Below are 20695 nucleotides of genomic sequence, written 5' to 3' on the forward strand. Positions count from 1 at the left end.
GGCGGAGAGCCGCAGCGCGGGCGGGAGCCGGATTCCGGCCCCGGGCCGCACCCGAAGCCCGGGGGCGGTCGGGCGGCCACCATGCTGGCCCAGGTCGGCCTGCTGGGGCTGAGTCAGGCCGGCGTCACCGTCGCCGCGTTCGGCAGCCAGGTGCTGCTCGCCCGCACGCTCACCCGGGAGGACTTCGGCTCGTTCACCGCCGTGCTGGCCGTGGTGTCGTTGACCGCCCCGGTGGCCGTCTTCGGCGTGTCCGAGCTGTGGTTGCAGGTGTTCGGGCAGGAGGGCGCGCGGGCGTACCGCTGGGTGGGGCCGTCGCTGCGGCTGGCCGGCGCGGTATGCGCGGCGCTGCTGCTCGGCGTGCTGGCCTGGAGCGCCGCCGAGCTGCCCGACACCACGGCGGCGGCGGTGCGGGCCCTGCTCGCCACCGTCGTGGTGGCCCAGGCGGCGCTCGCCCTGGCCGGCTCGGTGCGGCAGCTGCGCGGCGACTACCGGGGGCTGTCCGCCCTCCAGCTGGCCCCCCACCTGGGCCGGGTGCTGGTCACCGGCGCGGTCTGGGCGGCCGGGTTGTCGGTCGTCGCCGCGGCGGCCGGGTACGCGGTCGTCGCCGTGGCGACGGTCGCCGCCTGCCTGCTGGCCTCCCGCGAGTTCCGGCGCGGCGCGATGCCGCTGGAGGGCCACCCGGCCCCCGCCGCCCCCGCCGTCCCGGCCGGGGACGTCGATGCCGGCCCCCGGCCGGGCGAGCTGCTGGGGGCGGCCACCCCGTACGTGCTCGGCAACGTCTGCTACCTGCTCGGCATCCACTTCGGCACGGTGCTCGCCGCCGAGCTGCTCGGCGGGGCGGAGGCGGCCCTGCTCGCCGTGCCGATGGCCGTGCTCACCGCCGTCTACCTGGTCCCCCGGGTCGTCTACCAGCAGTACCTGCTGGGCAAGCTGCACCGGTGGGCCGGCTCGGACGCCGAGGCGGTGCTGTTGGCGTACCGCTGGGGCAGCGCCGGGATGGTCGCGCTCGGCGCGGTCGTCGCGGCGGCGGTGGCGGTCGGCGGCCTGGTGGCCCTGCCGCTGGTGTTCGGCCCGGCATACCGCGACGCCGCGCCGGTGCTGGCGGTGCTGGCGCTGGCGGTGCCGTTCCGGTTCGGCGGCGCCGCCGTGGCCGCGCTGCTGACCAGCGGCGGGCTGCTGCGCCGCAAGGTGGTGTACCAGGCCGTGGGCGCCCTGGTGCTGCTGGCGGCGCTGGCGGTGGCCGTCCCGGCGTGGGGCGTGCGCGGTGCCGCCGGGGCGACCGTGCTGGCGGAGGCGGTACTCTGCTGCCTGCTCTGGGTCGCCGCCCGGCGGGGCGTCGTGGGCGACGCCCCGCTGCCCACCTGGCGCGACCTGCGCAGGCGCCTGAGCAGGGAGGCTCCCCGTGCGTCCTGAACCGGCACCCACCCGTCCCGCGCCGGCCGCCGTGGCCCGCCGGCCTCTGGTCGTCGGCTACTACGGCATGGAGAACGTCGGCGACAACGCGTTCTGCGTCGTCATGGACTGGGCGACGCGGGTCTACTGGGGAGCCGAGGAGCCCGTCTTCGCCGCGCCGCCCATGGTGGACCTGCCGCCGGAGCGCACCGGCATGGACCCGCGCTGGTACCGCTCGCGCGGCACCGCCGACCGGGCCGGCTGGGTGCTCAACAAGGCCGCCCTGCTGCGCCGTTCCACCATGCTGGTCTTCGGCGGCGGGTCGGTGTTCCGCGAGATGGGGCCGCTGAGCGAGAAGAAGGTCTTCTCGCTCTTCTCCGGGGTGTCCGGGCACCCGATGGCCGCCGTCGGGGTCTCCGTCGGCCCGTTCGTCTCCGCCGCCTCCGAGCGCCGGTTGCTGCGCGTCCTGCGCCGGGTCGCCTTCATCGGCGTACGCGACATCGCCTCCGCCGAGGTCCTCGAACGGGCCGGCTACCCGGGCGTGCTGGTGCCCGCCGGTGACCTCGCCGGCCTGCTGCCGGAGGCGCTCGGCGAGCCGGTCCCGCCGCGCCGGCCGCGCCCCACCGGCCGGGCCCGCCTCGGCGTGACCCTGCTCGGCGTCGACCACGAGGCCGCCGACGCCGACGTGCGCCGCCGCGAGGACGCCCTGGTCGAGGGGGTACGCACGCTGGTGCGCGCCGAGCCCGTCGACGTCACCGTGTTCGTGTTCAACACCCACCCGCTGCACGGCGACGAGCGGGTCGGCGAGCGGCTGCGGGCCGCCGTCGCCGGGCACTGCGACGTGCGGGTCGTCACCGCCCGCGACGGCGTGCGGGCCTGCTGGGACGAGATGAAGCGCTGCGACCTCGGGCTGCACATGCGGCTGCACGGGGCCGTCTTCGCCTACCTGGCGGGGGTACCGTTCACGCTCGTGCCGTACCAGCAGAAGTGCGACGACTTCCTCGACGAGATCGGGCAGCCGGCGGCGCTGCGCACGCCCCGGGTGCCCGGCGACGCGGCGGCGGTGACCCGCACGCTGACCGGCCTGCTCACCACCGAGGAGGTGCCGGAGCTGCCCCGCGCGATCTACGCCGAGCGCGCCCGGCGCAACTTCACAGCCGCCCCCTGGGCCCGTGGGTGACGGCGGCCGGAGCCTCGATCGGGCGTCGCTGCCCCACCCTGACGACGCCGCCGCCGAGGCCGTGGCCGGCGCGCCCACCCGGCCCCGGCCGGTTCCGGCGGTGACCCGGCCGCGCCCGCTCACCGCCGCCGGCCTGCTGGTGGCGGCGGCGCTGGTCGTCGCCACCGTGCTGCTCGCCGGCATGGCCGCCGTCGGCACCGGCCGCGCCGGGGACCCGGGCGGGGCCGGGGCAGCCCGGTCCGCCCCGGCCTACACCCCGTCGGCGGCCGGCACGCTGCGCGGCCTCGCCCCGGCCGGGACGCTGATCGGCACGGCCGTCGACCCGAGGGGCCTCAACCTCGACCCCGCCTACCCGGGGGTCCTCGCCGCCGAGTTCAACGCGGTCACCGCCGAGAACGCGATGAAGTGGCGCAACCTGGAGCCCTCGCCCGGCGTGTACGCGTGGGCCGGCGGCGACCAGATCGTCGACCTGGCCCGCCGCAACGGCCAGGCCGTCTACGGCCACACCCTGGTCTGGCACAACGACGTGCCGGACTGGGTGTCCCCGGACTGGCCGGCGCAGCGGCTGCGGGAGGTGCTGCGCCGGCACGTGACCGCCGTCGTCGCGCACTACCGGGGCCGGGTGTGGGCCTGGGACGTGGTCAACGAGGTGCTCGCCGAGGACGGCTCCCTGCGCGACACCCTCTGGCTGCGCAAGCTCGGCCCCGGCTACGTCGCCGACGCGTTCCGCTGGGCCCGGCAGGCCGACCCCGACGCCAGGCTGTTCGTCAACGAGTACGGCACCGAGGGGCGGACCGCGAAGGCCGACGCGCTGCTGGACCTGGTGCGGCGGCTGCGCGCCGACGGCGTGCCGGTCGACGGGGTGGGCTTCCAGGGGCACCTGGACGCCGAGCGTCCGCCCGAGGACGTCCGGGGCAACCTGCGCCGCTTCGCCGCGCTGGGCGTGCGCGTCGCCGTCACCGAGCTGGACGTGCGGGTGCGGCTCCCCGCGACGGCGGAGGGGTTGCGCCGCCAGGCGGCCGTCTACCGGGAGGTGCTGCGCGCCTGCCTGGACGTGGCGGCCTGCGCGTCGGTCACCGTGTGGGGGTTCACCGACGCCCGCAGCTGGATCCCCGGCTACCACCAGGGCTATGGCGCGGCCTGCCTCTTCGACGCCGACTTCCGGCCGAAGCCGGCCCACGCGGCGCTGCTCGACGAGCTGGCGGCCCGGCGGCGCACCGGCGGCTGACGCCGCGCGGGACGTGGGCCGCCGACGGTCAGTCCCACCAGAACGACCAGCTCTGCATGCCCCGGATCTCCTCCGCGTACGCGGCCAGCGAGCCGCTGCCCTGCCGGACGTTGTCGGGGCAGAAGGCGAGGTGCTCGGCGGCGACGCGCAGGGCGTGCTCGGGCGTGGTAGGCGGGGCGGCCACGCTGAGGTGGAGGGTGTCGAAGCCGACCCCGACCACCAGCGCGCCGAAGCGCTCCGCCCAGCTGTGCAGCACCGCCGTGAGCTGGCCACCGGAGTCGAGGTGGTGCACCGGCCCCGTCCAGCCGGTGGCGGCCGGCGCGTCCGCGCCGCCGGCGGCCGGCACCAGCCCCAGCCGGGTCTCCCCGAGGTATTCGGTGTCGCTGAGCAGGAAGTCCACCAGGTCGTCGGCGACGTCGCCGACCGGTCCCTCCGGCTCGCCGGACGCGGCCAGGCCGGGCCAGCGCCGGCCGAACGGGGCGGTGGCCTCGGCCAGCTCGGGGTCGTCGTCCTCGGACACGCAGCCGTCCCACCAGTGCGCCAGCAGCTCCGCCGGGTCGTGGCCGCCCCGTGGCGGCCGGCGGACCGGGGCCACCTCCCCGTCGACCCAGGGGCGGTGCGGCTGGCCGCCCAGGCCGCTCAGCAGCAGCGGCCACAGCCCCGTGCCGGGGTGGTTGCGCCGGAACTGCGCCCACATCTCGGGCTCGGCCGCAGCGTCGCTCAGCCAGTAGCGCGGCGGCCCGCCCGCCTGCGGCGTGATCAGGCGGCCGGGGGGCAGCTTTCCGGCGGGCAGCGCGGCCAGCAGCCGGGGCAGGTCGTCGGGCATGGGCGGCAGCCTACGGACCGGGTCCGACGTTCCCCGGCCCCGGCGGCGCGACGTTCCCGTTCCCCGGCGGCGCGAGCCGGGCGGGGCCGGTCAGGACGGGGTGCCGCGCAGGTAGGCCAGGACGGCCAGCACCCGGCGGTTGGTGTCGTCGCTGGGCGGCAGGTCGAGCTTGGCCAGGATGTTGCCGACGTGCTTGCCGACCGCCGCCTCGGTGACGTGCAGCCGCGCGGCGATCGCCGCGTTGGAGTGCCCCTCGGCGACGAGCGCGAGGACCGCACGTTCCCGGGCGGTCAGGGCGGCCAGCGGGTCGCGTGGGCGGTGCAGCAGGTGCCGGACCACGTCGGGGTCGATGGCGGTGCCGCCGTCGACGACCCGGCGCAGGGTCCCGGCGAACTCGGTGACGTCGGCCACCCGGTCCTTGAGCAGGTATCCCACCCGCCGGCCGTCGCCGCTGTCGAGCAGCGCCGACGCGTACTCGGACTGCACGTACTGGCTGAGCACCACGACGGCGAGCCCGGGACGGCCGCCCCGGAGGGCGACCGCCGCGCGCAGCCCGTCGTCGCGGTGGTGCGGCGGCATCCGGATGTCGGTGACGAGCAGGTCCGGCCGGTGGGCCTCGACCGCGTCCCGCAGGGCCGGAGCGGAGCCGACGGCGGCGACCACCTCGAAGCCGAACCGGCCCAGCAGGGCGACGAGGCCCTCCCGGAGCAGGACCTCGTCCTCGGCGAGCACGACGCGGGTCACGGTCGGCACGGCAGCTCCACCCGGACCAGGGTGGGTCCGCCGGCCGGGCTGGCCAGCAGCAGCCGCCCGTCGGCCGCCGCGACCCGGTCGGCGAGGCCGGTCAGCCCGGTGCCCCGGGCCGGGTCCGCGCCGCCCCGGCCGTCGTCCTCGACCTCGACGACGAGGTGCCGGTCGGTCTGGGTGAGCCGCACCTCGGCGTGGGCCGCGTCGGCGTGCGAGGCGACGTTGGCCAGCGCCTCGGACACCACGTAGTAGGCGGTGGTCTCGACCGGCTCCGGGACCGGCCGGGGCAGGTCGGCGTGCACGTCCACTCCGATGGCGGCCTCGCCGGCCAGTTGCCGGGCGGCGCCGGCCAGGCCGAGCTCGGTGAGCTGCTGCGGGCGGATGCCCTGGGCGATCTGCCGCAGCGTGACCATCAGCTCCTTGGCCTGCTCGTGCGCCACGGCCAGCGGCCGGGCGGCCGGCGAGTCGTCGGGTACGTCGAGCCGGGCCAGTCCGAGCTGGACGGTGAGGCTGGTCAGCCGGGGCTGCGCCCCGTCGTGCACGTCGCGTTCGATGCGGCGGCGTTCCGCCTCGTACGCGTCGACGAGGCGGGCCCGGGAGCGGGTGACCTCGCGCAGCGCCGCCGGCTCGGCGGGCGGGCCGGCGAGCAGCCGGCGGGCGACCGTGGCCTGGCCGGCGACGAGCAGCCCGGCCAGATACCAGAGCACGGGCAGGAACAGGGCGGCCCCGATCGCGTACGGCACCGCCTCGCGGGGCGTGTCGACCGTCGTCCACACCACGACGACGTCGTTCGTGCCGTCGACCAGCCAGGGGCTGGCCAGGAGGGTGAGGTCGAGCAGGGCCAGCACCGCGAACGTCCAGTACGCCGCCGGCACCACCGCGCCCAGCCAGCAGGCGTACGCCACCTCCCGCCAGGCGGCGGCGTCGGTGTACCGGGCGGCCAGGGTGCCCACGACGTCGCCGGAGAACGGCCGCCGGGCGGGCAGCGGGCGGGAGTCGACCACGCCGAGGCGCCACCGCTCGAACCCGGCCACCGGGGCGCTCACCAGCGGGGCCACGGCAGCCAGGGCCAGCCCCGCCACGGCGAGGAAGACGACGACGGGCAGCTCGACCGGGCGACCCTGGCGGACCGCGTTGAGCACCGCCACCGCCGGGGCCACGACGACGCCGAGGCCGAGCGCCAGCACCCCGGCGACCGGCACGGTCGTGCCGGCGTAGGCCAGGGCCCGCCAGGGCCACCAGGAGACCAGGTATCCGGGGCGGCGCAGCGCCGCCGCCAGGTGCGGGGATCGGTTCGTCGTCATGCCGTCACGCTAGGGCGGCGGCAGCGGCCGACCCAGCCGGCTGGGTCCACTCCGAGGGTAGGCCCAGCCCCACCTTTGTCGGCCGGTCCACCCCTTCCGCCGGGGCGGTCACGAGCCGGCGGCGACGATCTCCTTGACGGCGTCGCGGCGGACGGCGTCGTAGAGGGTGCGCGCCCGGCGGTCGTCGGCGAAGACGACGCTCTCGCTGCCGACGGTGCCTGTGCCCCGGCTGGGCGAGGTGAAGAAGAACAGGTTGCCGCCGCGCAGCCCGCGCAGCTGGGTCGCCATGTCCAGCAGCGACATGCCCCGGTCGACGGAGACCGAATCCGACGTGGCCCGCACGAACGCGTTGAGCCGGCCGGGGTTGGCGAGGATGCCGCCGGACGCGGCCCGGTCGAGGATCGCCTTGATGACCTGCTGCTGGTGCCGGATCCGGGCGAAGTCGCCGTCGGCGAACTGCTTGCGCTGCCGGGCGTAGTCCAGCGCCGTCTCGCCGTCCATGAGCTGCGGCCCCTGCCGGAAGGTGCGGAACGGCGGGTGGATGGAGGTGAACGTCTTCTCCGAGGTGATCTCGACCCCGCCGAGGGCGTCGATGATCTCCCGGAACCCCGCGAAGTCGACAAGCACCACGTGGTCGATGCGGACGCCGGTGAACTGCTCCACCGTCCGCACCATCAGCGGCACCCCGCCCCAGGCGTACGCGGCATTGATCTTCGCCTCCCGGCCGCCGTGCCGGCCGTCGGCCGAGCGGGGGACCGGGACCCAGGTGTCCCGGGGGATCGAGATCAGCTCCGCGCTCGACCGGTCCTTCGGCAGGTGCGCCACGATGATCGTGTCGGTGCGCGACCCCTGGGTGCCGTCCGGGTCCCGCGAGTCGCTGCCCAGGACCATGACGTTCAGCGCGCCCCGGGCCACCGCCGCCGGCCGCTCCTGCTCCGGCACCTCGGCGAACGCGTCGACCCGGTCGACGCCGCGCTCCACCGACCGCAGCCACAGCGCCCCGGCGACCGCGCCACCCGCGCCCAGCAGCACCACGGCGAGCAGCGCGACCAGCGCGATCCGCCCCCACCGGCGGCGCTTCGGGCGCGCCCCGGCACCCTCCGGCGTGGACGCTGCGGCGGGCGGGTCGGGCGGGCCGCCCGGGGTCGGTGCGGCCACCTGCTCGGGACGGGACATGGCGGCGATGCTATCGACGCGCCGCGCCCCGCACGTGCCCGTACCGGCCGGTCCGGGGCCGGGCGACCGTGAAGTTCGCCACCCGTTGTTTCCCCGGACCTGGTACAACCCTCCCGTGGACGCAACGAAGCTCCGGCGGGCCATCGCCCGCACCCGGCTCGCCCCGGTCGCCGCCTTCCCCAAGCGGCTCGCCCGGGTGGCCCGGCACGACGCCAAGGTGCTGCGCGCCTCCGCCCGCTGGCTGGTCACCTCCCGGGAGCACCACAACTACACGTACGAGCTGACCAAGCTGAGCCGGCACCACCTGTCCTGGTTCGTCAGCGTCGTCTGCGACGTGCCGGTGGGCCGGGTGCGCGGCTGGTTCGCCGAGATCGAGGGCGACGACGAGCTGCGTCGGCACATCGAGCGGGCCACCGCGGAGGCGGCCCGCCGGGGCCTGGCCGACCGCGAGGTCCGCTACGCGCGCCGGATCGGCTGGTACGCGATGGTCCGCGCCACCCGCCCCGCCCACGTCGTGGAGACCGGCGTCGACAAGGGGCTGGGCAGCTGCGTGCTGGCGGCGGCCCTGCTGCGCAACGCCGACGAGGGCCACCCCGGCCGGGTCACCTCGCTGGACATCAACCCCGAGGCCGGCTACCTGGCCCGCACCGCGCCCTGGTCCGGGGTCGTCGACCTGGTGGTCGGGGACTCCGTCGCCTCGATCGGCGCGCTCGACCGGCCCGTCGACCTCTTCCTGCACGACAGCGACCACAGCCGTGCCCACGAGAAGCGCGAGTTCGACGCCGTCGAGCCGAAGCTGGCCCCCGGCGCGCTGCTGCTCACCGACAACGTCACCACCACCAACGTCCTCGCCGAGCACGCCGAACGCACCGGCCGGCGGTTCCTCGCGTACCGGGAGACCCCGGCCCGGCACTGGTATCCGGGCGACGGCATCGGGGCCGCCTGGTGACGCCCGGCGTCTTAGCTTTGGCTTAGCCGGCTTGTCCCCGACGCCGGGGGTCCGGCAGCATCGACCGGCGTGACCGACGGAAGCGCGCCCACGGACGCCCCCCATCCCGCCGGCGGCCCCGGCCGCCGCCGCGCCCCGCGTCCCGGCCGGTCCCGCTGGCTCGCCGCCGGTGGGGTGGCCGTCCTCGCCGGCGTCCTCGGCCTGACCCTCGCCCTGCGCGCCGGCGCCACCCCGGCCTGCGCCGCCCCGCCCGCCGCCGTCCCGCTCGGTGTCGCCGCGCCGGTCGCCGCCGCGCCGCCGGTCGGCGGGACCGTCCACAAGGGCAAGGCCACCTTCTACGACTCCAAAGGCGCCGGCGGCAACTGCTCCTACCCGAGCGCCCCGGCGAACCGGCTCTACGTGGCGCTCGGCCCGACGGAGTACGCCGCCGGCGCGGCCTGCGGGGGCCACCTCGACGTGACGGGCCCGAAGGGCACGGTCCGCGTCCTCGTCATGGACCAGTGCCCCGAGTGCGCGCCCGGTCACCTGGACCTCTCGCGCGAGGCGTTCGCGCGGATCGCCGACCCGGTGCAGGGCATCGTCTCCGTCAGCTACCGCGCGGTGGTCGACCCGCCGCTGCCCGGCCCGCTCACGTTCCGGATCAAGGAGGGCGCCTCGCGGTACTGGTTCGCCGTGCTGGTCGCCGACCACGGCAACCCGCTGCGCGCGGTGGAGGTGCGCCAGGGCGACTCGGGCGGGTGGCGGGCCGCCGCCCGGCAGGACTACAACTACTGGCTGGTCGAGTCCGGTGCCGGCCCCGGCCCGTACTCGATCCGGGTCACCGACGTCTACGGCCACCGCGTCACCGCCGGTGGCGTCCGGCTGACGCCCGGGCAGGTCCAGCGCGGCACGGTCAGGATGTACGGCGGCGGCGCGCCGGCCGGCGGCGGTCGACCGGCCGCGCGCTCGGCGTCGCCCCGGCCCAGCGCCTCGCCGACGCCCCGCGCGACGTCCCCGCGCCCGTCGCCGTCGGCCGCCCCGGCCTCATCCAGCCCGTCGGCCCCGGACGCGCCCGTCGTGCCGCTCGCCGCCGAAGCGCCCGCCGCCGGCTGCGGCAACTGACCCGGAGTCTCGTCGGCGTCCCCACCTGGCCGGGCGGGGATGTTGGCTGGCTCCGCTACCCGACACGCCGCCGCGATTGCACCGCAACCGGCCATTGATCGGACTACCGCGACGCCTTCCCAGGAGCGGGGCCGCCGGCGGTGAGGTCGAGCCACATGAGGATCTCGTCGCGGTCGTCGCCCGGGGCGACCCGCAGCGCCCCCGGCAGCCGGCCCACCTCCCGGTACCCGAGCCGCGTGTAGAACCACTCCAGTCCCAGCCCGCCCCGCACGGTCACGTGCAGCGCCTCCCGGCCCAGCTTCCGGCCGAGCCGTTCCGCCTCCCGCATCAGCGCCGACCCGTACCCCCGGCCCTGCGTGCCCGGGTGCACCATCACCCGCTTCAGCACGCACCAGTGGGCCTTGAGGTCGAACCGGTTGTCGGCGAAGACCAGCACGGCCTGCGGCCGGTCACCGTCGTAGCCCACGAGCAGCCGGTCCGGGCCGCCGACGATGCCGGCGAACGTCGCCTCGGCGACGGGGCGGACGTCGGCCGCGGTGACCGGCGGCACGAAGCCGACCGCGCCGCCGGCGTTGGTGACGTCCACCCACAGGGCGACGATCTGTGCGCGCAGCTCGGCGGTGAGGTCGGGGTCGAGGACGAAACGCAGGCTCACGTCGCCATCCTGGCCCCGCCGTCACCCGCCGGCCGCACGATCGTGACACGCACAACAGCCGCACCAGGTGCCGGACGGGTTACTGGGGCCGGCGGGTCGCGACGGAGCCGGCCGGAGCATCGACCGACCCGTCGACCGCGATGACGCGCGTGATGGAACCCGTGGTGCGGGAGAGGGGACTCGAACCCCCACGTCCTCACGGACACAGGAACCTAAATCCTGCGTGTCTACCCAATTCCACCACTCCCGCCTGCCCGAGGAGTCTAGAGGGTTCGGCGTCCCTCGTGTTAGCACCGTCCGGCAGGCGGACCGCCCGGATCCCGCCCGGACTCAGGTGACCGGGACCGGCGCGCCGCCGCTGCCGCCGTGCGCCGGGTCGTGGGCGGGCGCGTTGATCTCGACCGGCGGCGGGAACCGCGTCACGAAGTCGCACAGCGTGACGTGGGTCGGCTTGATGGTGATCACCGCCATGTCGGTCGTGTGCGCGCGCTTCTGCTGCTCCCAGCCCGGGGCCAGGCTCTTGTCCGCGAACATCCGCCAGGACGCCTTGACGTGCACGTCCGGGACCCCGGGGTGGACCTCGATGGACGCCGTGCCGCGCACCAGCATGACGACGGGCGTGTAGTCGGAGACGGTCGGGCCGAGCTGCGCCGCGACCTTCCGCCGCACCTCCGCCGAGTACGTGTCGACGCTGAAGGAGACCTGCGGATGCGCCGCGATCGCCCGCACCTTGTACGCGGTCGTCGGGCTGGCGAACTGGAACGCCTCGCCGTTCCACAGGTACGCGACCGGCACCGTGCGCGGGTGACCGTCCAGGCCCACGTAGCCGAGCCGCATCGCGACCGGCGACTCCAGCAACGTCTGGGCCACCGGATCGGTGTTCACCAGGTGCACGATTTCGGCGTAGTCCACAGCTGCCCCTTCCCCGCGCGGATGCCGGCAGCCGTCCTCGTCCCGGTGCCCACGTGCGACGGGCCCGCGATCCCCGGCGTGACCGGCCGTAGTCTGATCGCTACCAGGAAAGTATCGACGGCGGGTGGCGCCCCGGCCATCTCGCTGCTTGCCGTTGTGACCCGGCGTGCGGCGCGGGGCGTGGGGGTGTGGGGCCTCCGGCGGGGGCGTCGCCGGGTCACCCGGCCGCCGGGCTGCTCAGTCGAGGCCGAGGTCGCGGCGCAGCTTGGCGACGTGGCCGGTGGCCTTGACGTTGTAGAGCGCCCGCTCGATCTTGCCGTCGGGGTCGATGACGAAGGTGGACCGGATCACCCCGGTCACCGTGCGCCCGTAGGACTGCTTCTCGCCGTACGCGCCGTAGGCGGTGAGCACCGCCCGGTCGGTGTCGGCGACCAGCGGGAAGGTGATGGCGTCCCGCTCGCGGAACTTCGCCAGCTTCTCCGGCTTGTCCGGCGAGATGCCGACCACCTCGTAGCCGGCGGACCGGAGTGAGGCGAGCGAGTCGCGGAAGTCGCACGCCTGCTTGGTGCAGCCGGGGGTCATCGCGGCGGGGTAGGCGTACAGGATCACCGTCCGGCCGCGCAGGTCGGCCAGGGAGAGGGTCTCGCCGGTGTCGGTCGGCAGGCTGAACTCGGGCGCGGGGTCACCGGGGCTGAGGCGGGCTGGCGCGGTCATGGCCGAACCCTACCGCCGCCCCGGGCTGCCGGTCCGACGCCGCCCCGGGCTGCCGGTCCGACGCCGCCCGCCATGTCGCCGACATCGCGGGATCCCGGGGTAGGTGATGGCCCCATGTCGCCGACATGGCGGGCGGGGCGCGCGCGGTGGGCGGGGCGCGCGCGGCGGCCCCGGCCCCGCGCGCGTCCCGGCCCCGCGCGGCGGTCCCGGCCGGGCGGTGATCAGCGCCTCGACGCTGTTGCCAGGGATTGGCAACAGCCCATCCATGGAAATAGGCTGGGCCGAGCCGGCGTGGACGCTCCCGCCGGGCCTCCGGGAGGTCGAGTGGAAACCCTGGCGATGCACATCTCCAACGGCATCGTGAACGGCCCGGTCGCCGCCGTCTTCGCCGCGTTCGCCCTGGCCGTGCTGACCCTCTGCGTGCTGCGCGGCCGGCGCGACCTCGACGACCGGCTCGCCCCGATGGCCGGGCTCGTCGCCGCGTTCATCTTCGCCGTCCAGATGCTCAACTTCCCGATCTTCACCGCCGGGGTGAGCGGCCACCTGCTCGGCGGCGCGCTCGCCGCGCTGCTGGTCGGCCCGTGGGTCGGCGCGCTCTGCGTGGCGGTCGTGCTGGTCGTGCAGGCGCTGGTCTTCGGCGACGGCGGGGTGGCGATGCTCGGCCTGAACGTCACCAACATGGCGGTCCTCGGCACCGCGGCGGCGTACCTGCTGATCGCCCTGCTGCTGCGGGTGCTGCCGCGCACCCCGGCCGGCCTCGCCGTGACGGCCTTCGTCTCGGCGCTGGTCAGCGTCGTGGTCGCGTCCCAGGGCTTCGTGCTCCAGTACTGGCTGGGCGGCACCACCGACCTGGGCGGCAACCTCGCCGGCCTGGCCGGCACGATGGCCGGCGTCCACCTGCTCATCGGCATCGGCGAGGGCCTGATCACCGCGACCACGGTGGTCACCGTCGCCAAGGTCCGCCCCGATCTGGTGTACGCGCTGCGCGCCCTCAGGCCGGCCGCGCCGGCTCCCGTCGTCCCGGTCGCCGGAGGTGCCCGATGAGCAAGCGTCCCTGGGGTTTCATCGTCGGCGGGCTGCTGGTCGCCCTGCTGTTGGCGGGCGTGGTGAGCAACTACGCCTCCTCGCATCCCGACGGGCTGGACTCGTCGCTGCTCAAGGGCTGCACGGTCGACGCCGAGGGGGAGATCACGGGCGGCAGCTGCCCCGCCCAGCAGGAGCGCGACCACGAGCTGGCCGACAGCCCGCTGGCCGACTACGGCGTCCGCGGCCTCGACAACGACTTCCTCTCCACCGGGCTGTCCGGGGTGCTCGGCGTGCTGCTCACCTTCGCCGTGGGCGGCGGCGTCTTCTGGCTGCTGCGCCGCCGCGGCCCACAGCCGCCGACGGCCGACGTGTCCGGCGGCGAGCCGGCCGCCGACCGGCCGCAGGGCCGGGCCGCAGAGAGCCCGGCCGCCGACGCGTCGCGCGTCGCGCGGTCCCGGTAGGCGACCCGACGATGGGGGCCGGTCACGCGCACGTGCTCTACCGGGAGGCGACCTCCCCGGTGCACCGCCTGCCGCCGGAGGTGAAGATCGCCGCGATGGTGCTGTTCACCCTCGCCGTGGTGGCCACCCCCCGCACGGCGTTCTGGGCGTTCGGCGGGTACGCCCTGCTGGTCGCCGCCGTGGCCGCGCTGGCCCGGGTCGGGCCGGGCTGGCTGCTCAGCCGCGCGGCGATCGAGCTGCCGTTCGTGCTCTTCGCGGTCGCGCTGCCGTTCCTCGGTGCGGGCGAGCGGGTCGAGGTGGCCGGGCTGGCCCTGTCCGTCGACGGGCTGCTCGGCGGCTGGAACATCGTCGCGAAGGGCACGCTGGGGGTGCTCGCGTCGCTCCTGCTGGCCGCGACCACGACGACGCGGGACCTGATCGTCGGCCTGGACCGGCTGCGCTGCCCGCAGATCGTCACCCAGATCGCCACGTTCATGCTCCGCTACCTGGACGTGCTGGTCGGCGAGGCCCGCCGGATGCGGGTGGCCCGGGTCTCCCGGGGCGACGACCCGCGCTTCCTGTGGCAGCTGCGCGGCTTCGCCGCCGGGGTCGGCGCGCTGTTCCTGCGCGCGTTCGAGCGCGGGGAGCGGGTCTACCTGGCGATGCTGTCGCGCGGTTACTCCGGCCGGATGCCGGCGGTGTGGCAGGGCGCGGGCGCGGCGAGCGCGGGGCAGTGGCTGGTCGGGGCGACGGTGCCGCTGGTCGCGGCCGGGATCGCCGCGACCGCCGTCGCCCTGACATGATCGGGGACGTGCAGAACCCGGCTCCCCCCTCCCTGGACGTGCGCGGCGTCCGGTACGCGTACCCGGACGGGCACGTCGCCCTGCACGGGGTCGACCTGACCGTGGCGCGCGGCGAGCGGGTGGCGCTGCTCGGGCCCAACGGCGCGGGCAAGACGACGCTGGTGCTGCACCTCAACGGCATCCTCACCGCCGCCGAGGGCTCGGTGAGCGTCGGCGGGCTGACGGTGAGCCGCGACCGGGACACCCTCGCGGAGATCCGCCGCCGGGTCGGGATCGTCTTCCAGGACCCGGACGACCAGCTCTTCCTGCCCACGGTCGCCGAGGACGTGGCGTTCGGCCCGGCCAACCTGGGCCTGCGCGGGGCCGAGCTGGCCGCCCGGGTCGACGAGGCCCTCGCGGCGGTGGGGATGGGCGAGCACCGGGACCGGGCCCCGCACCACCTGTCGTTCGGGCAGCGCCGCCGGGTGGCGGTGGCCACCGTGCTGGCCATGCACCCGGAGATCCTGGTGCTGGACGAGCCGTCGTCCAACCTCGACCCGGCGGCCCGCCGGGAGCTGGCCGAGATCCTGCGTGGCCTGCCGGTGACCCTGCTGATGGTCACGCACGACCTGCCGTACGCGCTGGAGCTGTGCGACCGGTCGGTGATCCTCGACGGCGGGCGCATCGTCGCCGACGCCGACACCCGGGAGCTGCTGGCCGACCGGGAGCTGCTGGCGGCGCACCGCCTGGAGCTGCCCTACGGCTTCACCCCCTGACCGGCTCCGCCGGGGCGGGGACGGCCGGGTGGGCGGCGGCGCGGAGGCGGAGCAGGCCGGCCGCCGTGGCGCCGGCCCCCGTGGCCAGGATCAGGACGAGCAGGGTGCGGGCCAGCCCGCCGGGCCAGGGGAGCGGGGGGACCGAGCGGGCGAGGACGGCGACGTTGGTGACCCCGGCGAACAGGGCGAGGCACGCCCCGGCCAGCGCGAGGGCGAAGTCGGCGGCGGGGCGGCGGGCCAGCGCGTACCCGCCCGCCGCGAGCGCGCCGAGGCCGGTGAGCAGCGCCCAGATCTGCCCGCCGAGCAGGCCCAGCAGCACTCCGCCGACGCCCGTGGCGCCCGCGTCCAGCTCCCGGCCCACGGTGAACACGATCGCCGCGACCCCGCCCGCCGCCAGCGCCGCGCCGGCGCCGGCGAGCGCCCGCGCCCCGAGCGGGGTGCCGGCCGCCAGCAGCCCGGCGGAGCCGACCAGCAGGAAGCCGAGCGTGGCCGCCACCCACCAGGGGTACGCGTCGGGCGGCGGCACCCAGTCGAGGGTGCCCCGGATCTCCACCGGCTCGGCGCCGTCGCGCAGCGGCACCACCCAGTCCCGCACCCGCTGCTCACGGGTCGGGTCGGCGCGCACCACCGCCGGCGGGGCCGACTCCTGCCAGCGGGCCCGCCGGTCGTGCCAACGGGCCGTCGGCCCGTCGCCGACGCGCCGCCAGTCCGGGGCGGCGGCCGGGTCCGCCTGGGCGGGCAGGGCCGTGTCCCCGGCGAGGGTCCGGTTGAGGTACGTCGCCGGGGAGCGGCTGTTCTCGTACACCCCGTCCGGCCCGACGCGCAGGTACGGCTCGCCGGTGTAGCCGATCACCTCGATCGGCCGCCCGGTGCGGTTGACCAGCTCCAGCCGCGCCCCGCCCTCCACGACGCGGGCGGTCAACCCGGGCCGGGCCGGCGCGACGCCGGTCACCTCGGCCCGGTAGTCCGTGCCGTCGGGTGACTCCCCGCCGTGCGCGGCGGCCGGCGTCGCCGTGGCGAGGACGGCGGCCAGCCCGGCGAGCACGCCGACCAGCCGGGCGACGGCCGGCCCGGCCGCGCCGGCGCGGCGGTCCAGCCCGGCCGGGCGGCCCAGCCCGGCGCTGCGGGGCGGGGCGGGATTCACTTGCTGGCCGCCGCCACCGCCGCCGTGAGGCCCGCGGGCGACCGGTCGGCGACCTCCGCGCCGTTGACCTTGACGGTGGGCGTGCCGGTGACGCCGGCCCGGCTCGCGTCGTCGGTGACGTGCTCGGTCCACGCCTTGTACGTCCCGTCGGAGACGCAGGAGGCGAAGTCGTCCCGGTTCAGCCCGACGCCCGCGCCGATGTCGACCAGCTCGTCGTCGCTGAGCCCCGCGCCGCCCTCGGGCGGCTGCTTGGCGAACAGCGCCTTCGCGTACTCCTGGAACTTGCCGCCCTTCGCGGCGCAGCCGGAGGCGGCGGAGGAGCGGGTGGAGTATTCGGTCGTGGAGAACCGGTTGAGGTAGGCCACGGGGTGGAACACCACCCGCGCCTTGCCCTCGCTGACGAGCTGGTCGATCGTCGCGCCGCTGGTCTGCTGGAACTGGTTGCAGGCGGGGCAGAGGAAGTCCTCGTACAGGTCGATGGTGACCGGGCCCGTCCCGTACGCGATGCCGGTGCCGGCCTCGTTCGCGCCCGGCGGGGCGGTGAAGGTGTCGGAGCGCTGGCTGGACCAGACGGCCCAGCCGATCCCGCCGGCGATGACCAGCACGGCGACCGCCACCAGCGACGTCCAGAGGGTGCGCTTGCGCCGGCGCTCCCGGGCCAGCTGCTCGCGGACCACCCGGGCGGCGTCCTTCTGCCCCTTGCGACTACTCATCATCGTCCTCCACCGGTGGGCCCGCGAGCCAGCCGTCGACGGAGACGGGGGTGCGGGGCCAGATCAGCAGGAACCCGGCCAGGGCCAGGAATCCCAGGTCCCGGAGGATCTCCGGGAGGTAGCTCGGCGCCTGCCCGGCGGCGAGCTGCCCGCCGCTGCCGAAGCAGCCGCAGTCGATGGCCAGGCCGCGCGACCAGGCCGAGGCGATGCCGGCGACGAAGACGACCAGCAGTGTCGCCGAGATCCCGGCGGCCAGGCGGGTGGCCAGGCCGAACAGCAGCAGCGCCCCGAGGGCCAGCTCGACGAAGGGCAACGCCGCGCCGATCACCGTCGCGACGTCGTACGGCATGACCTGGTACGCGTTGACGGCACGCCCGGAGGCGGCCAGGTCGCCGACCTTGGCCCCGCCGGCGATCAGCCAGACGGCGGCCAGGCCGAGCCGGGCGGCGACGCCGAGCCAGGGCCGGACGGCGGCCCAACGGGCGGCCCCGGTGTTCGATGCGGTCACGGTCATTGGTCGTCCCGGGCCCGACGGAGGTTCCCCGTCGCGCAGGAGTTCCCGGTCACGGCCGGCGTTTCCGGTCATCCGGCCAGCGCGTCGCCGGCCGCCTCGACCAGGTCGTGGCGGGCCCGGGCCACGCGGGAACGGATGGTGCCGACCGGCACCCCCTCCACGGCGGCGGCCTCGGCGTACGACAGGCCGAGCAGTTGGGTGAGCACGAACGCCCCCCGCCGCTCGGCGGGCAGCCGGCGCACCAGGTCGGCCGCGCCGAGCTGCCCGGCGGGGTCCGGGTGCGGCAGGTCGGTGTGGGCGTGGCTGGCCAGCCGTTCGGCGAGCCGGCGGCGGCGGACCACGACGCGCAGGTGGTCGGCGCAGGCGCGGCGGGCGATGCCGAGCAGCCAGGTGCGGGCGCTGGACCGCCCCGCGAAGGCGGGCAACGCCCGGAACGCCCGCAGGTAGGTCTCCTGGGTGAGATCGTCGGCGGTGTCGGGGTCGACCAGCGCGGCGGCGAACCGCCACACCTCGGCCTGGGTGGCCCGGACGAACGCCGCCTGGGCGGCCGGGTCGCCGTCGCGCGCGGCCAGCGCCCAGCCGGTCGCCGGGTCGGGCTCGCGTGCGGTCGCCGGGTCGGGGGCACGACCGCGGGCCGGGTCGGTGGGACCGTCGGCGGCGGGCTCGCGCGGCGCGGGGATCACGTCAGACCACGGTACGCGGCGTGCCGGCGGTGGGCAGGGTCCTTCGACCCTTCCGATGACGTGGCACACTCCGGGAACTTTTTCGGTGCGCTGCCCGACCACCCTCCTATGACTTGCGACGACGTCCGCGTGGCGCTGTCGGCGCGGCTCGACGGCGAGGACCCGCAGGCGTCGCCGGCGGCGCTGGACGCACACACCGGCTCCTGCCCCGACTGCCGGTCCTGGCTGGCCAGCGCCGAGCAGGTGACCCGCCTCACCCGGCTGCGCCCGGTGCGGGTGCCCGACCTCACGGCGTCCGTGCTGGCGGCGGTCGCCGCCGAGCGGGCCACGGCACGGGCCGCCGCCGCCGCGACCGTGCGCGCCCGACGCCAGCTCCTGCGGGTGGCCGTGGCGGTGGCCGCGGTCGCCCAGCTCGCCGTGGCGCTGCCCGTCCTGGTCGGCGGCTTCGGGGTGGGCGCGGACGCGCACACCGGCCGGGAGATGGCCTCGTTCGACGTGGCGCTCGCGGTGGGCTTCGCCCTCGCGGCGTGGCGGCCGGAGCGGGCCCGGGCCTTCCTGCCGGTGGCCCTGGTGCTGGCGCTCTGCCTGGCGGCCACCAGCGCGCTGGACATCGCCAACTCGACCACCGCCCTGGTGCACGAGGCCGGGCACCTGGCTGCCGTCGTGCAGGCGGGCCTGCTGTGGGCCCTGGGGCGCGTCGGCGGCGAGCCGAACCGCCCGCTGGGGCTCGCCGATCGGCCGGTTCATCGGCGAGCATGGCCGGCATGACTGCTGCCACTCTCCGGCCCCACCGCCGGCTCGCGCGCCTCGGCGCGCTCGCCGGTCTGCTCGTCACCGTCGTCGCCCTGCTGCTGGCCCCCGCCACCCCCGTGAGCGCCCACGCCGTGCTGGTGAGCAGCAGCCCGGCCGCCTCCGCCGTGGTGCCGAGCGCGCCGTCCGAGGTGGTGCTGACGTTCAGCGAGCCGGTGCGCAAGGTGGCCGGGAAGATCCGGGTGATCGCCCCGGACGGGGCGCGGGCCGACCGGGGCGAGCCGTCGTTCTCCGACACGGTGGTGACCATCCCGGTGGACCCGTCGGCGGGGCGCGGGACGTACCTGATCAGCTACCGGGTGATCTCGGCGGACAACCACCCGATCTCCGGCGCGTTCACCTGGTCGGTGGGCGCGCCGTCGACCCCGCCGACGGACAGCGGGTCGGACACCCGGGCCGACCCGGTGGTGGAGACCGGCGTCAAGGTCGCCAAGTACCTGGGCTACGCCGGCCTGCTCCTGCTGGTCGGCCCCGCGCTGGTGCTCGGCGCGCTGTGGCCGCGCCGGCTCGACCGCCGCGGCCCGGCCCGGCTCGCCTGGGTGGGGCTCGGCGTGCTGGCGTTCGCCACGCTGGCCGAGCTGTGGCTCCAGGTGCCCTACACCGCCGGCGGCGGGCTGTTCGACGTGACCGGCGCGGGCTTCGGCGACGTGCTCGGCGGCACGTACGGCACGGCGCACCTGGTCCGGCTCGGCCTGCTCGCGGCGGCGGCGTTCCTGCTCCGCCCGCTCTTCGCCGGGCCGGTGGGGCGCACCGACGCGATCATCCTGGCGGTCCTCGGCGGCGCGGCGCTGTTCACCTGGCCGCTGGCCGGGCACCCGGCGGCCTCGCCCGCACCTGCGGTGTCGGTGGTGGTCGACGCGGTGCACCTGGGCAGCATGGCCGTGTGGCTGGGCGGGCTGGTGATGCTCGGCGGCTTCCTGCTGCGCCTGGCCGACGAGCGGGAGCTGGGCGCGATCCTGCCCGTCTGGTCGCGCTGGGCGGCGCTGTCGGTCGCGGCGCTGCTGCTCGCCGGCACCGTGCAGGCGCTGATCGAGGTGGCCACCCCGTCGGCCCTGGTCGACACCACGTACGGGCGGCTGGTGCTGGCCAAGATCGTGCTGTTCGCGCTGGTGATCGGCGTGGCCGCGTACTCCCGGGCGCTGGTGCGCCGGCGCACCGCCGCGGCCCACCCGGCCCCGGTGCGCCGGGCGGTCTGGGTCGAGCTGGCGATCACGGCCGTGGTGCTCGGCGTGACGGCGACCCTGGTGCAGACCCCGCCGGCCCGCAGCGCCGCCGAGGTGGCCGGTACGCCGGACACGTTCTTCACCACCACGCTGTCCAGCCCGATCTACTCGCTCCAGGTGGAGCTGGACCCGGCCGGGCGGGGCAACAACTCGATGCACCTGTACGCGTACACGTCGGACAACCGGCCGCAGCCGGTGGCCGAGTGGAAGGCGACCGCCGCGCTGCCGTCGGCGGGCATCGAGCCGATCGACATCCCGCTGCTGCCGCTGACCGACAACCACGCATCCGGGGAGATCAACCTTCCCGCCTCGGGGGAGTGGCAGTTCCGCTTCACCGTCCGGATCTCGGACATCGACCAGGCCACGGTGAGCGCCACCGTGCCGATCCGTTAACGAAAGG

General features: G+C 76.4%; 22 protein-coding genes and 1 tRNA gene. 11 read left to right on the forward strand and 12 right to left on the reverse strand.

The genetic code is table 11. The features are described 5' to 3' along the window. The first annotated feature begins 81 nt into the window (after positions 1-81). The 3 genes from TK50_RS08245 to TK50_RS08255 are packed head-to-tail and all read left to right on the forward strand — an operon-like array spanning position 82 to position 3800. Entirely contained in the window at positions 82-1413 is a 1332-nt protein-coding gene (locus TK50_RS08245) for a lipopolysaccharide biosynthesis protein (RefSeq protein ID WP_043962188.1), read from the forward strand. Further along, positions 1403-2572 carry a polysaccharide pyruvyl transferase family protein gene (locus tag TK50_RS08250; RefSeq protein ID WP_144420193.1) on the forward strand — a complete coding sequence of 390 codons (1170 nt, stop codon included), beginning with the start codon at positions 1403-1405 and terminating at the stop codon, positions 2570-2572. The genes TK50_RS08245 and TK50_RS08250 overlap by 11 nt, the downstream gene beginning before the upstream one ends. Continuing rightward, positions 2565-3800 carry an endo-1,4-beta-xylanase gene (locus TK50_RS08255; protein WP_199485983.1) on the forward strand — a complete coding sequence of 412 codons (1236 nt, stop codon included), beginning with the start codon at positions 2565-2567 and terminating at the stop codon, positions 3798-3800. The genes TK50_RS08250 and TK50_RS08255 overlap by 8 nt, the downstream gene beginning before the upstream one ends. A gap of 28 nt (positions 3801-3828) precedes the next feature. Here TK50_RS08255 and TK50_RS08260 read toward each other — a convergent pair whose 3' ends face one another. From TK50_RS08260 to TK50_RS08275, 4 genes are all read right to left on the reverse strand, one after another. Continuing rightward, the gene (locus TK50_RS08260; protein ID WP_043962190.1) at positions 3829-4626 is read right to left on the reverse strand and encodes a DUF4253 domain-containing protein; all 798 of its coding nucleotides are present in this window, start codon (positions 4624-4626) and stop codon (positions 3829-3831) included. Between the two features lie 90 nt (positions 4627-4716). Continuing rightward, positions 4717-5379 (reverse strand): response regulator transcription factor, encoded by a 663-nt coding sequence (locus TK50_RS08265; RefSeq protein WP_043962191.1) that lies wholly within the window; start codon positions 5377-5379, stop codon positions 4717-4719. Continuing rightward, on the reverse strand, positions 5367-6677 hold the full coding sequence (locus tag TK50_RS08270) for a sensor histidine kinase (RefSeq protein ID WP_043962192.1): 1311 nt from the start codon (positions 6675-6677) through the stop codon (positions 5367-5369). The genes TK50_RS08265 and TK50_RS08270 overlap by 13 nt, the downstream gene beginning before the upstream one ends. A 108-nt stretch (positions 6678-6785) precedes the next feature. Beyond that, complete coding sequence (locus TK50_RS08275) at positions 6786-7853, reverse strand: LCP family protein (protein WP_082106216.1); 1068 nt, start codon at positions 7851-7853, stop codon at positions 6786-6788. Between the two features lie 115 nt (positions 7854-7968). Here TK50_RS08275 and TK50_RS08280 point away from each other — a divergent pair, with 115 nt between their 5' ends. Together TK50_RS08280 and TK50_RS08285 are read left to right on the forward strand one after the other, a co-directional pair. Further along, complete coding sequence (locus TK50_RS08280) at positions 7969-8802, forward strand: class I SAM-dependent methyltransferase (protein WP_043962193.1); 834 nt, start codon at positions 7969-7971, stop codon at positions 8800-8802. A 69-nt stretch (positions 8803-8871) separates the two neighbouring features. After that, entirely contained in the window at positions 8872-9903 is a 1032-nt protein-coding gene (locus tag TK50_RS08285) for an expansin EXLX1 family cellulose-binding protein (protein WP_043962194.1), read from the forward strand. 103 nt (positions 9904-10006) lie between these two features. On the opposite strand, the gene TK50_RS08290 is transcribed toward TK50_RS08285, so the two are convergent. The 4 genes from TK50_RS08290 to bcp form a co-directional block, all read right to left on the reverse strand. After that, entirely contained in the window at positions 10007-10558 is a 552-nt protein-coding gene (locus TK50_RS08290) for a GNAT family N-acetyltransferase (protein WP_043962195.1), read from the reverse strand. Between the two features lie 162 nt (positions 10559-10720). Next, positions 10721-10808, reverse strand: a tRNA-Leu gene (locus tag TK50_RS08295). 80 nt (positions 10809-10888) lie between these two features. Continuing rightward, a complete protein-coding gene (locus tag TK50_RS08300; protein WP_043962197.1) occupies positions 10889-11470 on the reverse strand; it encodes a pyridoxamine 5'-phosphate oxidase family protein in 582 nt (193 codons plus the stop codon). Positions 11471-11707: 237 nt separating this feature from the next. Further along, the gene (bcp, locus tag TK50_RS08305) at positions 11708-12184 is read right to left on the reverse strand and encodes a thioredoxin-dependent thiol peroxidase (RefSeq protein ID WP_043962198.1); all 477 of its coding nucleotides are present in this window, start codon (positions 12182-12184) and stop codon (positions 11708-11710) included. Between the two features lie 324 nt (positions 12185-12508). On the opposite strand from bcp, the gene TK50_RS08310 reads away from it, so the two are divergent. Genes TK50_RS08310 through TK50_RS08325 form a run of 4 tightly spaced genes read left to right on the forward strand, consistent with a single transcriptional unit; the run spans position 12509 to position 15208 of the window. After that, positions 12509-13228 carry an energy-coupling factor ABC transporter permease gene (locus TK50_RS08310; protein WP_043962199.1) on the forward strand — a complete coding sequence of 240 codons (720 nt, stop codon included), beginning with the start codon at positions 12509-12511 and terminating at the stop codon, positions 13226-13228. Beyond that, complete coding sequence (locus TK50_RS08315; RefSeq protein ID WP_043962200.1) at positions 13225-13671, forward strand: PDGLE domain-containing protein; 447 nt, start codon at positions 13225-13227, stop codon at positions 13669-13671. Before TK50_RS08310 ends, TK50_RS08315 begins: the two co-directional genes overlap by 4 nt. A gap of 11 nt (positions 13672-13682) precedes the next feature. Further along, a complete protein-coding gene (gene cbiQ, locus TK50_RS08320; protein ID WP_043962201.1) occupies positions 13683-14453 on the forward strand; it encodes a cobalt ECF transporter T component CbiQ in 771 nt (256 codons plus the stop codon). Continuing rightward, positions 14450-15208: an energy-coupling factor ABC transporter ATP-binding protein gene (locus tag TK50_RS08325; RefSeq protein WP_043962202.1), complete on the forward strand. Its 759-nt coding sequence runs from the start codon at positions 14450-14452 to the stop codon at positions 15206-15208. The genes cbiQ and TK50_RS08325 overlap by 4 nt, the downstream gene beginning before the upstream one ends. On the opposite strand, the gene TK50_RS08330 is transcribed toward TK50_RS08325, so the two are convergent. From TK50_RS08330 to TK50_RS08345, 4 genes are all read right to left on the reverse strand, one after another. Then, positions 15198-16352, reverse strand: a complete 1155-nt coding sequence (locus tag TK50_RS08330; RefSeq protein ID WP_241773958.1) for a hypothetical protein — start codon at positions 16350-16352, stop codon at positions 15198-15200. The two genes, TK50_RS08325 and TK50_RS08330, sit on opposite strands and share 11 nt — an antisense overlap. Next, entirely contained in the window at positions 16349-17065 is a 717-nt protein-coding gene (locus TK50_RS08335; protein ID WP_043962203.1) for a DsbA family protein, read from the reverse strand. The genes TK50_RS08330 and TK50_RS08335 overlap by 4 nt, the downstream gene beginning before the upstream one ends. Further along, on the reverse strand, positions 17058-17579 hold the full coding sequence (locus TK50_RS08340; RefSeq protein WP_043962204.1) for a MauE/DoxX family redox-associated membrane protein: 522 nt from the start codon (positions 17577-17579) through the stop codon (positions 17058-17060). The genes TK50_RS08335 and TK50_RS08340 overlap by 8 nt, the downstream gene beginning before the upstream one ends. A 68-nt stretch (positions 17580-17647) precedes the next feature. Further along, entirely contained in the window at positions 17648-18262 is a 615-nt protein-coding gene (locus TK50_RS08345) for a sigma-70 family RNA polymerase sigma factor (RefSeq protein ID WP_043962206.1), read from the reverse strand. Positions 18263-18370: 108 nt separating this feature from the next. Here TK50_RS08345 and TK50_RS32075 point away from each other — a divergent pair, with 108 nt between their 5' ends. Together TK50_RS32075 and TK50_RS08355 are read left to right on the forward strand one after the other, a co-directional pair. Further along, positions 18371-19030, forward strand: coding sequence for a zf-HC2 domain-containing protein (locus tag TK50_RS32075; RefSeq protein WP_082106217.1), 660 nt, complete (start codon positions 18371-18373; stop codon positions 19028-19030). Then, entirely contained in the window at positions 19027-20688 is a 1662-nt protein-coding gene (locus TK50_RS08355) for a copper resistance CopC/CopD family protein (protein ID WP_043964110.1), read from the forward strand. Before TK50_RS32075 ends, TK50_RS08355 begins: the two co-directional genes overlap by 4 nt. Positions 20689-20695: the final 7 nt, after the last annotated feature.

This window comes from Micromonospora haikouensis (genome assembly GCF_000876225.1).
In the GTDB taxonomy this organism is placed as follows: domain Bacteria; phylum Actinomycetota; class Actinomycetes; order Mycobacteriales; family Micromonosporaceae; genus Micromonospora; species Micromonospora haikouensis.